This window comes from Streptomyces sp. NPDC005820 (assembly GCF_040630255.1).
GTDB lineage: Bacteria > Actinomycetota > Actinomycetes > Streptomycetales > Streptomycetaceae > Streptomyces.
This window is the reverse complement of sequence record NZ_JBEXXE010000017.1, coordinates 1-11,871: the sequence shown is the minus strand read 5'-3', so window position 1 is coordinate 11,871 and position 11,871 is coordinate 1. Positions and strand designations below refer to the sequence as shown.

Below are 11,871 nucleotides of genomic sequence, written 5' to 3'. Positions count from 1 at the left end.
CGGTGCCGCACCGGGCCCCTGTGTAGGGTGACGCCGTGGCGAGGGTCCGGTTGAGCGTGGCCGAGCGGCGTGAGGAGCTGCTGCGGGCCGCCATCGAGCAGATCGAGGCGCGGGGCGTGGCGGCCGTCAGGATCGCCGACGTGGCCGCGGCGCTCGGCGTGAGCAACGCGCTGGTCCTCTATCACTTCTCGACCAAGGAGAAGCTGGTCGCCGCCGCCTTCGCGTACGCCGCCGAGGACGACCTGACGCATCTGCGCAAGCTGCTCGGCCGTCGTACGAGCGCGCTGCGCCGGCTGCGGTCGGCCGTGCGCTGGTACGCGCCCACCGGCCAGGCCAAGGGCTGGCGGCTGTGGATCGAGGGCTGGGCGGTGTCCCTGCGCGAGCCCGCGCTGCGGGAGGTCTCCCGTGACCTCGACCGCGCGTGGAAGGCCGCGCTGGCCGAGGTGATCGCCGAGGGCGTGACGGCGGGCGAGTTCACCTGCCCCGACCCCGCCGCCACGGCCCTGCGTCTGACGGCCCTCCTGGACGGCCTGGCCGTACAGCTGACGTCGTACGGCGGCACGGTGTCACGGGTGAAGGCGCAGGAGTGGGTGGAGGACGCGCTGGCCAGGGAGCTGGGCACCCCGGTCGAGCCGGTCCGGCCGGCGTCCGGGGACGAGGCCCCGTGAGGGACCCGGCCCCGCCGCTCCCGGCCCCCGCGCCCCCACCCCCGCCTCACGCCACCGAGGCGATCCGCATCCGGATGTCCTCCGGCGACAACGCGCCCTTCGCCGTCACATGGTCCCCGGACGACTCCCCCCTCAGCCGCCGCCCGATCCACGGCACGAGGTACTCCCGCGCCCAGTGCACGTCGTCGCGCCGCACCTCCAGCGTCCCCCTCGGCGGCAGCGGCGGCCACGCCTGCTCGGGGTCGGCCGGCACCTGAAGTCCGAGCGCCTGCCCGGCCCGCAGCGCCACGCGCGTGTGCCCCTCGGGAGACAGATGCAGCCGGTCGCCGTCCCAGGCCCGCCGGTCCTGCACGGACTTGAGGGACCACAGGTCGAGCACGGGGCACCCGTACCGGTCGGCGACGGCCCGCACATGTCCGTTGTAGGTGGCGATCTTCCCGCGCAGATGCTTGAGCACGGGCACGCCCCGGGTGTCGAAGCCGGTGGTCACCAGGACCGTCCCGGCGACGGCGGTCAGCGAGGCGATCGCGCGCTCGAAGCGCTCGGCGACCTCGTCGGGATCGGTGCCGGGACGGATGATGTCGTTGCCGCCCGCACAGAAGGAGACCAGGTCCGGCGCGAGCTCGACGGCCCGCGGCAGCTGGTCCTCCATGATCTGGTCGAGCAGTTTCCCGCGCACCGCCAGGTTGGTGTACTCGAAGTCGCCCTCGGGGCGCCGGTCCGCGAGGAGTACCGCGAACCGGTCGGCCCAGCCGACGAACGCCCCGTCGGGGCCGGGGTCGCCGACGCCCTCGGTGAAGCTGTCCCCCACCGACACGTACGACCCGATCACTGATCTGCTGTCACTCTTCGAATCGTCTGCCACAGCGGTTCATGATTCCCCTTCGAATGTGACCTACGCGACCGTAGGAAGGGGTTGACGGGCGGTGAGATAAGCCACTCCTAAAGAATTTGCCAATCAGGGAATAAGGGACCACACCCGGAAGCCGCCGATGCGGAAATGGCTCCAGGTGGTACGGAAGGCGAAGTGCCCCCGGACGTACGGCTCCGGGTCCGTGTAGTCGAAGACGAGTCGCCCGTTGTTCCACCAGCGCACGGTGGAGCCGTCGGACACGATCCGGACGTGGTGCGGCTCGTTCGCCACGAGCAGCGGCTCGGTGTAGTCGTACACGAGCGGCCGTACGCCCGCCTCGCCGACGTAACGGCGCAGCCGGGTGGTGGTGTTGGTGTTGGCGCCGTAGCCGACGTAGTACGTCTTCAGGTAGTCGTACTCGGCGAGGGCGCCGCCGCGCGGGGTGGCGAAGAGGTCGTCCGGGGAGCGGACGTCGACGGCGTTCCAGAAGTTGTTGAGGTCGGAGACACGGTCGTTGACACCGCCCGCGGAGACGGGTGTGGCGATGTATTCGAGGACGTACGGCCCGTCGAGCGGCCGCTTGAACCAGAGGGTCGCCCCGGCGGGCACATCGACCTCCAGGACCCCGCACGAGGCCGTGACGGTCCCGCCCCGCTCCAGTTCCACGGCCCACTGCCCGAGTCCGTGGCGGAAGTCGTCGCGGGCGATCAGCCGGCGGCGGGACGGAGCCGCCACCGCGGTCCCCGGCGCCAGGGCCGCCAGTGCGGCTCCGGTGGCAAGTGCTCCGAACGCTCTACGCGTGGTCGTCATGCCGACTCTCCCCAGAAAGCGCTTTCTCTCCATGGGGATCACTGTGTCCCCACCCCGCCCCCGCTGTCGATGGGGCGAAAAGGCATCAACACGCACGGCGAAGGCCGGACCCGTGGTTCGGGTCCGGCCTTCGCCGTGCGTGTCAGGCATGTCGGGCGCGCTCGGCGGCCGCCGCGTCGGAGGGGGTCAGCCGACGGCGAGGCCGTGGGAGCGGAGGTAGGCGACCGGGTCCACGTCGGAGCCGTAGTTCGGCGTGGTGCGGATCTCGAAGTGCAGGTGCGGGCCCGTCACATTGCCGGTGGCGCCGGAGAGGCCGATCTGCTGGCCCGCGGTCACGGTCTGGCCGGCCGAGACCGAGAGCTGCGACAGGTGGGCGTACTGGGCGTAGTAGCCGTCGTTGAGCTTGATGACGACCTGGTTGCCGTACGCGCCGCCCCAGCCGGCGGAGACGACCGTGCCCGCGGCTATGGCCTTGAGGGAGGTACCGGTCGGGACGACGAAGTCGACGCCCGTGTGGTAGCCGCTGGACCACATGCTGCCGGCCACCTTGTAGCCGGTGCCGACGGTCGCGCCGGACACCGGGAGGGTGTAGCCGCCGGCGGTGCTGGTGGCGCTCTCGGCTGCCTGGGTGGCCTCGTTCGAGGAGGACGAGGACGACGAGGAGCCCTTCGAGTCGGAGGACTTCGCCGACGAGGACGAGGCCGACGACTTCGACGAGGAAGAAGAAGACGAAGAAGAACCGGATGAACCGGACGACGACTCGACGCTCGCGGCCTTCTTGCCGAGGGACAGCTTGAGACCCGGGTGGATCAGCGAGGGGTTGCTGCCGACGGCCTCGCGGTTGTCCGCGTACAGCTTCTGCCAGCCGCCGGCCACATGCTGCTCGTCGGCGATCTTGGCGAGGTAGTCGCCCGCCCGCACGGTGTAGGTCTTCGCGCTCGATGCGGCGGACTTCCGCGACACCGGAGCGGCCTGTACGGCGTTTTCCGCGACCGATCCCGAAACGGCCTGGGCGGCCGGCCGGGAAACGGACTGCGGGGTGGCCGCATGGGCGCCGGCGGCCCCCATGAGCGGGAGGGCGAGTGCGACCCCGCCGGTTCCGGCGACGGCGATGGAACGGGTGAAGCGCTGGGTCTTCGGGCGGCGGTGCTTACCCTTCGCGGGCATGGCGAATTCCTCTCCGGCGCCTGCGAGGTGAGCTGTCGGGTGCGGACTGGAGATGCCCGGCCGCGACGGGTCGCGGCTTTACCCCAAGCCTGTTCCGGAGACCGGAGCAGGCGGTTCTGCCTGTGGGTCCCCCGCTCCTGCCGTGCACGGGTGAGTGTGCGGATTCCGGGCGGCGGCAGGATTCGGCGTCCGTCCGGATTGGTCTGGAACGTAAGCGACCAAGACGCACAGGAACAAGCAGTGGTTGCCCTGTTCACGCCTTTCTCTTGATCCGCTGTGCGAATTCCCGGTGACGCTCCGTGCAACCAGCACGGGGAAATTCGGCTAACGCCCTTGAAAAGCGCTTTGATTACGTGAACATGACGGGCGACGCAGGGTCACGGATATGACCCTGCTCACGTAATACCCCTCCAGGATCCCTTATTCCAGAGCGAGTTGGAACGAAGGATTCAATTCGGACAGAACCCTCAGATGCGACGCAGGCGGATAACCGTCGCATCGAGGTCACCGCGCAGCCCGGTCCGCAGCCCGTGGTGCAACAGCACCGCACCTCGGTGGACTTCGCCCGTTTCGCGGCATTCGTACGACGCTGTCGGGTCGAGGCCGCGCAGGCGCAGCGCCGGGACCGGCTCCCCGTAGCGCTGGGCCTGGAGCCAGGCGAGGACGACGGTCTCGTCGCCGCGGACGTACTGGACGGCACTCAGTCCACCCGCCGGGGGACGCAGCCGGTACTGGTCGCCGCGCTGGACGAGGGGCCGGATCTCCTTGTAGAGGTCGACCCAGCGACGGGCCTCGGCGAGCTCCTCCTCGGTCCACTCGGAGAGGTCCCCGCCGACGCCGAGCACCCCGGCCATGGCGCTGACGAACCGGAACCGCAGCGAGCTGACCCGGCCGTTGAGCTGGGTGTTGGGGCTGTCGGTGACCCAGGCGGCCATCACCCGCGCGGGGTGGATCTGGCTGAAGCCGTGCTGGATGTCGAGCCGGTCGAGCGGGTCGGTGTTGTCGGAGGTCCACACCTGGTCGGTGCGGGCGAGGATGCCGAGGTCGATCCGTCCGCCGCCGCCCGAGCAGGACTCGAAGGCCACGCCCGGGTGGGCCGCCCGCAGCCGGTCCAGGAGCCGGTACAGGGCGCGGACGTGGTCCACCCACAGGCGCTGCGGGTAGGGGTCGTCGGGCCAGCCGGCGTCGGTGAAGCAGCGGTTGAAGTCCCACTTGACGTAGTCGATGGGGGCGCTGGACAGCAGGCCGTCGAGCCGCTCCCAGAGGTACTCCTGGACGTCCTCGCGCGCCAGGTTCAACATGAGCTGATTGCGGAACTCCGTCCGCTTTCGTCCTGGTTGGAACTGGACCCAGTCGGGGTGTGCCCGGTACAGATCGCTGTCCGGGTTGACCATCTCGGGCTCGACCCAGATGCCGAACTGCATGTCGAGCGCGTGCACGTAGTCGGCGAGGGTCTTCAGGCCGTTCGGGAAGCGGTCCGGGTTGGGCCACCAGTCGCCGAGGCCGGCGTGGTCGCCGGTGCGGGCGCCGAACCAGCCGTCGTCCACGACGAACAGCTCGACGCCGATCGCCGCGGCCCGCCGGGCGAGGGTGGCCTGCTGCTCCTCGGAGATGTCGAAGAAGGTGGCCTCCCAGGAGTTGAACAGCACCGGCCGGTCCCGCTCGGCGTCCGGGATCACATGGGCGCGCTGGTACGCGTGCCAGGCCCGGCTGGCCCCGCCGAAGCCCGCGTCGCTCCACAGACCGGCGAACAGGGGCGTGGTGAGGGACTCCCCCGCCGCCAGCCGCAGCAGGCCGGAGTCGTCGTGTCCCGCGCCGCCGGTGATCTGCACGCGCGCGTCGGGGAGTTGGGCGACGGCGATGCGCCAGGAGCCGGACCAGCCGAGGGCGCAGCCGTAGACCTCGCCGCGCTCCTCCGTCGCGTCGGTGTCGAGGGCGACCCAGGGCAGGTACTGGTGGCCGGTGTGGCCGCGCCGGCTGCCGATGATCTTCTCGCCGTAGGTCAGCGGGGCCCGGACCAGCCGGGACTCGGCCGCCCAGCGGCCGTGCAGATGCGACAGCCGCCAGTCGTCGCGCTCGGGCAGGGTCCAGGTCGCGGAGTCGGCGCGCAGCAGCTCCAGCGGCTCCTCGCCCTCGTTGAGCAGGGTCGTCCGGCGCTCCACGACGTCGCCGCGCATCCGGTAGTGCAGGGTGATCACCAGGGCGCCGTCCCGGAAGTTCAGCAGCAGCTCGGCGCCCGGGTCGTCGGCGTCCTGGATCTCGTACGACTCGAAGGTCCACTCGGTGCCGCGGCGCCCGGTGCCGGTGCGCACGGACAGGGCGGGGCGGACGAAGCGGGGGCCGCCCTCCACCGGGTACTCCTCACGCCCGTCCAGCGCGGCCTCGAAGGACGCGCGGCCCTGGAAGGGAACGGCCGCCAGGGCCTCGGCGTCGGCGAGCTCGATCCTCGGGCCCCAGTGCAGATGCACCAGTTCGTCGGCCTCGGTGAGATGGAGGGCATAGCTGCTCGCAGGCCCCGAAAGGAGCCAGGTACGGCCGCCCGCGGCGATCTCGGGCTTCACGGTCTCGGGCATCAAACCCCCACTGATTCGAACAGGTGCGATCAAGCCCCAACATCATCAGCTGCGCGCGCCCTGCCCGGCAACGCCTGTGGACAAACCGCTCACCTGGGGAGATGAAGGATTCGTCCGCCTGTGGACAACCCGTTGCCCGGGGAATCCATGTCGTATGGTCGAATCGGTCCCGTCGGTCACCCGAGCCGCACCGACGGAGCCCGACCGGGAGGGAGCCCCCGTGACGCAGCAGATCCCGTCGACCGAGCCCGAGCTGGCAGGTGTCCGCAACTTCCGTGACGTGGGCGGTCTGCCGACCGCCGACGGACGGCGGCTGCGGCACGGCGTGCTGTTCCGCAGCGGCCATCTCGCGCACGCGACCGACGCGGACGCCGCGTTCCTGTCCTCCCTCGGCCTGCACACGGTCTTCGACTTCCGCAACGCGGCGGACCAGAAGCTGGAGGGCCCGGACGTCGACCTGCCCGGGGTGCGCAATGTGAACCTGCCGCTCTCCGACCCAGCGGACGGCGCGGAGTTCTGGAAGATGGTCCGCGACGGCGACATCGAGCAGTTGCGCGTCCTCCTCGGCGAGGGCAAGGCCGCCGGCCGGATGATCGCCTCGTACCGCACGATCATCAAGGGGCGTACGGCCGAGCACTCGCGCGTGCTGCACTCGCTCGCCGAGGACAGCGTCCCGGCGCTGATGCACTGCGCGGCCGGCAAGGACCGCGCCGGTCTGTCCGTCGCGGTGACGCTGCTCGCCCTCGGCGTGGAGCGCGAGGCGATCCTCGCGGACTACCTGGAGTCCAACGCCAAGCACCGCCGCTACAAGGTGCGGCGGGGCGGCTCGGCGGCGACCGCGTACACCCCCGAGGTGATGGAGCTGCTCAGCCCCCTCTTCGACGCCCGTGAGGAGTACCTCGCGGCGGCGCTGGAGACCATCGACGAGACCTGGGGCGGGGTCGACCCCTATCTGGAGAAGGGCCTGAAGCTGGCTCCCGCGACCCGGGAGCGGCTGCTCGAGCGGCTGCTCGACTGAGGCCGCCCGCGCCCGGAGTTCCTACTGGTTGGCTCCCGCCTCGAACAGGAACCAGATGAACGCCGCGAGGACGTGCCCCACCGCGATGTAGATGATCAGCCGGATCCAGAGGCTGCGCGGGAACCGTTCCTCCATGTCGGTCATGACGTCTCTCCAGGGGTGGGGCCCAGGCACAGCGCGGCCGTGGGACTCTGCAACAGGGTGTGGACGAACAGCAGATCGACCCCGTCGGGGTCCTGAGCGGCGAGGCGGTGCGGGGTCAGCGAGTCGAAGTGCGCGCTGTCCCCGGGGCCGAGCAGATGCGCGGTGTCCCCGAGGCGCAGCCGCAGCCGGCCCGTCAGGACGTGCAGCCACTCCTCCCCCGGGTGCACGCGCACGATGTCGCCCTGGGAGCCGTGCGGGACGTGCACGCGCAGGGCCTGCATCCCGCGCCCGGACGCACCGGCCTGCCAGTACGTCCAGCCGCCCGCACGGGTGGGTTCCATCTCGGCGGCGCGGACCACGGCGTCCCGGTCGGCGACCGTCTCGCCGAGCAGCTCCGAGACCGTCGTACCGTAGACCCGGGCGAGCGCGAGCAGCATCGGCAGCGAGGGCTGGCGCTGCCCGGTCTCCAGCCGGGAGAGATGGGCGGGCGAGAGCCCGGCCGCGCGGGCGGCGGCCTCCAGGGTGAGGGCCGCCCTGCGGCGCAGGGACCGCAGCTGCGGGGCGACGACCGGCAGGTCGTCCGCGGTGGACGGGGAGTCGGGCGAACTCATACGTCCATTCAGCCGGAGCCTTGCCTCTGGGGCAAATTTCTTGCCTCAGAGGCAAAACGGGGCCGGGGGACGGTCAGCGGTTGGCCACCGCCTGCTTGATCAGGGTCTTGCCGAAGTCCCACATCAGCCCGCCCCCGCCGTGTGCGTCGTCCATCACCTCGGTGAAGGCGTCGACGAACCGGTCCACGTCCCGCTCGTCGACGACCAGCGGCGGGATCAGCTTGATCACCTCCAGGTGGTCGCCGGAGACCTGGGTGAGGATCCGGTGCCGCTGGAGCAGCGGGACGACGACCATCTGGGCGAAGAGCCCCTTGCGGGCGGTCTGGAGCATGGTCCACCGGCTGCGCAGCTTGAGCGACCTCGGCCGGCCGAACTCGATGCCGATCATCAGGCCCCGGCCGCGGACGTCGGCGAGCAGCTCGTAGGTGTCGGTCAGCGCCGCCAGCTTGGACTTCAGCCGCTCGCCCATGACGCGGGCGTGGGCGACGATCTGTTCGTTCTCCATCACGGACAGGGTCGCGAGGCCCGCCGCCATCGCCTGGGCGTTGGAGCCGAAGCTCGCCGAATGGACCAGGACGCGGTCGATCGACGAGTAGACCTTCTTGAAGATCCAGTCCTTGCCGAGGGTCGCGCCGACCGGCACATAGCCGCCGGAGAGCGCCTTGGCCACGCACACCAGGTCCGGTTCGACGCCGTCCTCGTGCTGGTAGGCGTAGAAGTCGCCGGTCCGGCCGAGACCCGTCTGCACCTCGTCGGCGATGAGCAGCGCCTTGTGCCGGTGGAGCAGCTCCTGGGCGGCGCGCAGATGGCCGGGCGGGGCCTCGTGGACGCCCTTGCCCTGGATCGGCTCGACGATCAGGGCGGCGACGTCGTCCTTCTTCAGCTCCCGCGCGAGCGCGTCGAGATCGCCGAGCGGTACGGCCGTGTCGGGCAGCAGCGGGGCGAAGCCCTCGCGGAAGCCGTCCTCGCCGTTGACCGACAGCGAGCCGGTGGTCAGGCCGTGGAAGGCGTGGTCGCAGTAGAGGATCCTGGGCTTCCCGGTGGCCCGGCGGGCGAACTTCAGCGCGGTCTCGACCGCCTCGGTGCCGCTGTTGCCGAAGAACACCCGGTCCAGGTGGGGGCTGTGGGCGAGCAGCCGTTCGGCGAGCAGGCCCGGCAGCGGCTGGCAGTCGAAGCGGGTGAGGTCGGCGAGGGAGGCGTCGAGGACGTCGTGCAGCGCCTTGCGGACGACGGGGTGGTGGCGGCCCAGGCCCATCACCCCGAATCCGGCGAGCATGTCGAGATAGTCGTTGCCGTCGGCGTCCCAGAAGTGGGCGCCCTCGGCCCGCTCGTAGACCAGGTCGAAGCCGATGGTGTGCAGCATGCGCGGGAGCTGGTGGTTGAGGTACTTCGTGTGCAGCTCGTAGCGCTCGGCTCCGCGCTCGGCCAGGAGGGCGCCGAGGTCGAACTCCTTGGTCATGCGTGTTTCTCCTTCACTGGCCCGTCGGCCTCCTTGAGCGCCAGGCTCGCGCCGATCCGCCCGGCGATCTCGACCGGCGTGAGACCGATGTCGGCGAGCACCTCACCGCGTTTGGCGTGCGCGAGGAACTGCTCCGGGATGCCGAACCGCCGTACGGGCACGTCGACCTCGGCGTCCCCGAGGGCCAGGGTCACCGCCGAACCGACGCCCGCCGCACGGCTGTTGTCCTCCACGACCGCCACCAGCCGGTGCCCGGCGGCGAGCGGCGGCAGGGCCGGGTCGACGGGCTTCACCCACCGGGGGTCCACGACCGTGCAGCCGATGCCGCGCGCTTCGAGCAGCTCGGCGGCCTGCAGACACACCGGCGCCATGACGCCCACGGCGACGAGCAGCACCTCGGCCTCCGGCGCCCGGTGCAGCACGTCCATGCCGCCCACCCGGTCGAGCGCCGGGATCTCGGGCCCGACCGACTCCTTGGGGAAGCGGACCAGGGTCGGCGCGTCGTCCACCGCGACCGCCTCCCGCAGCTGGGCGCGCAGCTGCTCGGCGTCGCGCGGGGCGGCGATCCTGAGCCCCGGCACGACCTGGAGCACCGACAGGTCCCACATGCCGTTGTGGGAGGCTCCGTCGACCCCGGTGACCCCCGCCCGGTCCAGCACGAACGTCACCCCGCAGCGGTGCAGCGCCACGTCCATCAGCAGCTGGTCGAAGGCCCGGTTGAGGAAGGTGGCGTAGACGGCGACGACCGGGTGCAGCCCGCCGGTGGCGAGGCCGGCCGCGCTGACGGCGGCGTGCTGCTCGGCGATGCCGACGTCCCACACCCGGTCCGGGAACCGCTCGGCGAAGGCGCCGAGCCCCACCGGGTGCAGCATGGCCGCCGTGATCGCCACGACGTCGTCGCGCTCCTCCCCGATGCGGACGATCTCGTCGCCGAACACCGACGTCCAGGACGGGCCGCCGGAGGGCGTGAGCGGGGCGCAGGTGAGGGGGTCCATCGCGCCGACGGTGTGGAAGTGGTCCTCCTCGTGCGCGACCGCCGGCTCGTAGCCGCGCCCCTTCTCGGTCAGGCAGTGCACCAGCACCGGCCCGTGGAACCGCTTGGCGCGCCGGAGCGCGGACTCGACGGCCTTGATGTCGTGCCCGTCGATCGGCCCGACGTACTTCAGCCCGAGGTCCTCGAACATGCCCTGCGGGGCGAAGGCGTCCTTGAAGCCCTTCTTCGCGCCGTGCAGCGACTCGTAGACGGTGGCGCCGACGACCGGGGTCCGCAGCAGGACGTCCTTTCCCCAGGCCAGGACCTTCTCGTAGCCGTCGGTGGTGCGCAGGGTCGCCAGATGGTTGGCGAGCCCGCCGATGGTCGGGGCGTAGGAGCGCTCGTTGTCGTTGACGACGATGATCAGCGGCCGGTCCTTGGCCGCCGCGATGTTGTTCAGCGCCTCCCAGGCCATGCCGCCGGTCAGCGCGCCGTCGCCGATGACCGCGACCACATGGCCCTTCTCGCCCAGCACCTGACGGGCCTTGGCCAGGCCGTCGGCCCAGCCGAGCGCGGTGGAGGCATGGCTGTTCTCGATGACGTCGTGCTCGGACTCCTCACGGGACGGGTAGCCGGACAGGCCGCCCTTCCCTCTCAGCTTGGAGAAGTCCTGCCGTCCCGTCAGCAGCTTGTGTACGTAGCTCTGGTGGCCGGTGTCCCACAGGATGCGGTCGCCCGGCGACTCGAAGACGCGGTGCAGCGCGACGGTGAGTTCCACCACCCCCAGGTTGGGCCCGAGGTGCCCGCCGGTCCTGGCGACCGCGTGCACCAGGAAGTCCCTGATCTCTTCGGACAGTTCACCGAGCTCCGGCTCGGACAGCGCCCTCAGGTCGCGTGGTTGCCGGATGTTCTCCAGGATCGTCACGATCGGGCCCCCTTCGGTCCGTGCGGTTCCGTGCTGTTCAGCTCACGGTGACGGCCGGCTCCCCTGCCGCGACGCCGTCCCGCTCCATCCGCTCGGCGATCTTCATCGCCTCTTCGATGAGGGTCTCCACGATCTTCGACTCGGGGACGGTCTTGATGACCTCGCCCTTGACGAAGATCTGGCCCTTGCCGTTGCCGGAGGCGACCCCGAGGTCGGCCTCCCGCGCCTCGCCGGGGCCGTTGACCACACAGCCCATGACGGCGACCCGCAACGGGACCTCCATGCCCTCCAGACCGGCGGTGACCTCGTCGGCCAGCTTGTAGACGTCGACCTGGGCGCGGCCGCAGGACGGGCAGGAGACGATCTCCAGCCGCCGCTGCCTGAGGTTCAGGGACTCCAGGATCTGGATGCCGACCTTGACCTCCTCGGCGGGCGGTGCGCTCAGCGAGACCCGGATGGTGTCGCCGATGCCCTCGGAGAGCAGCGCACCGAAGGCGACGGCCGACTTGATGGTGCCCTGGAAGGCCGGCCCCGCCTCGGTGACGCCGAGGTGGAGGGGGTAGTCGCACTGGGCCGCGAGCTGGCGGTACGCCTCGATCATCACGACCGGGTCGTTGTGCTTGACCGAGATCTTGATGTCGCGGAAGTCGTGCTCCTCGAAGAGCGAGGC

Annotated in this window: 11 protein-coding genes and 1 riboswitch; of the genes, 2 read left to right on the top strand and 9 right to left on the bottom strand. The window is 71.0% G+C overall.

Features of this window, described 5'->3' with window-relative positions; all coding sequences use genetic code 11:
- Positions 1–35 precede the first annotated feature (35 nt).
- A complete protein-coding gene (locus ABZ464_RS21650) occupies positions 36–668 on the top strand; it encodes a TetR/AcrR family transcriptional regulator (RefSeq protein WP_359279246.1) in 633 nt (210 codons plus the stop codon).
- Positions 669–714: 46 nt separating this feature from the next.
- On the opposite strand, the gene ABZ464_RS21645 is transcribed toward ABZ464_RS21650, so the two are convergent.
- The 4 genes from ABZ464_RS21645 to ABZ464_RS21630 form a co-directional block, all read right to left on the bottom strand.
- Complete coding sequence (locus ABZ464_RS21645; protein WP_359279411.1) at positions 715–1,500, bottom strand: SGNH/GDSL hydrolase family protein; 786 nt, start codon at positions 1,498–1,500, stop codon at positions 715–717.
- A gap of 126 nt (positions 1,501–1,626) precedes the next feature.
- Positions 1,627–2,331, bottom strand: coding sequence for a DUF6250 domain-containing protein (locus tag ABZ464_RS21640; RefSeq protein ID WP_359279245.1), 705 nt, complete (start codon positions 2,329–2,331; stop codon positions 1,627–1,629).
- Between the two features lie 186 nt (positions 2,332–2,517).
- Positions 2,518–3,498 (bottom strand): LysM peptidoglycan-binding domain-containing M23 family metallopeptidase, encoded by a 981-nt coding sequence (locus ABZ464_RS21635; protein ID WP_359279244.1) that lies wholly within the window; start codon positions 3,496–3,498, stop codon positions 2,518–2,520.
- Positions 3,499–3,502: 4 nt separating this feature from the next.
- Positions 3,503–3,661, bottom strand: a riboswitch (cyclic di-AMP (ydaO/yuaA leader).
- A gap of 304 nt (positions 3,662–3,965) precedes the next feature.
- Positions 3,966–6,071: an alpha-galactosidase gene (locus ABZ464_RS21630; RefSeq protein WP_359279243.1), complete on the bottom strand. Its 2,106-nt coding sequence runs from the start codon at positions 6,069–6,071 to the stop codon at positions 3,966–3,968.
- 220 nt (positions 6,072–6,291) lie between these two features.
- On the opposite strand from ABZ464_RS21630, the gene ABZ464_RS21625 reads away from it, so the two are divergent.
- Positions 6,292–7,089 (top strand): tyrosine-protein phosphatase, encoded by a 798-nt coding sequence (locus ABZ464_RS21625; RefSeq protein WP_359279242.1) that lies wholly within the window; start codon positions 6,292–6,294, stop codon positions 7,087–7,089.
- Between the two features lie 21 nt (positions 7,090–7,110).
- Here the strand turns inward: ABZ464_RS21625 and ABZ464_RS21620 are convergent, their stop codons facing one another.
- The 5 genes from ABZ464_RS21620 to ABZ464_RS21600 form a co-directional block, all read right to left on the bottom strand.
- On the bottom strand, positions 7,111–7,233 hold the full coding sequence (locus ABZ464_RS21620; RefSeq protein ID WP_358983733.1) for a DUF6126 family protein: 123 nt from the start codon (positions 7,231–7,233) through the stop codon (positions 7,111–7,113).
- Positions 7,230–7,844, bottom strand: a complete 615-nt coding sequence (locus ABZ464_RS21615) for an XRE family transcriptional regulator (protein WP_359279241.1) — start codon at positions 7,842–7,844, stop codon at positions 7,230–7,232. Before ABZ464_RS21615 ends, ABZ464_RS21620 begins: the two co-directional genes overlap by 4 nt.
- Positions 7,845–7,917: 73 nt before the next feature.
- Positions 7,918–9,303, bottom strand: a complete 1,386-nt coding sequence (locus ABZ464_RS21610) for an aspartate aminotransferase family protein (protein WP_359279240.1) — start codon at positions 9,301–9,303, stop codon at positions 7,918–7,920.
- Entirely contained in the window at positions 9,300–11,201 is a 1,902-nt protein-coding gene (gene dxs / locus ABZ464_RS21605; protein ID WP_359279239.1) for a 1-deoxy-D-xylulose-5-phosphate synthase, read from the bottom strand. Before dxs ends, ABZ464_RS21610 begins: the two co-directional genes overlap by 4 nt.
- 37 nt (positions 11,202–11,238) lie before the next feature.
- Positions 11,239–11,871, bottom strand: a 633-nt coding sequence (locus ABZ464_RS21600) for a flavodoxin-dependent (E)-4-hydroxy-3-methylbut-2-enyl-diphosphate synthase (protein WP_359279238.1), incomplete at its 5' end; no start/stop codon positions are given.

Bases quoted from the DNA above. Each gene is read 5' to 3' on its own strand.
- ABZ464_RS21640 (WP_359279245.1), bottom strand. From the start codon at position 2,331: ATGACGACCACGCGTAGAGCGTTCGGAGCACTTGCCACCGGAGCCGCA.
- ABZ464_RS21635 (WP_359279244.1), bottom strand. From the start codon at position 3,498: ATGCCCGCGAAGGGTAAGCACCGCCGCCCGAAGACCCAGCGCTTCACC.
- ABZ464_RS21630 (WP_359279243.1), bottom strand. From the start codon at position 6,071: ATGCCCGAGACCGTGAAGCCCGAGATCGCCGCGGGCGGCCGTACCTGG.
- ABZ464_RS21620 (WP_358983733.1), bottom strand. From the start codon at position 7,233: ATGACCGACATGGAGGAACGGTTCCCGCGCAGCCTCTGGATCCGGCTG.
- ABZ464_RS21615 (WP_359279241.1), bottom strand. From the start codon at position 7,844: ATGAGTTCGCCCGACTCCCCGTCCACCGCGGACGACCTGCCGGTCGTC.
- ABZ464_RS21610 (WP_359279240.1), bottom strand. From the start codon at position 9,303: ATGACCAAGGAGTTCGACCTCGGCGCCCTCCTGGCCGAGCGCGGAGCC.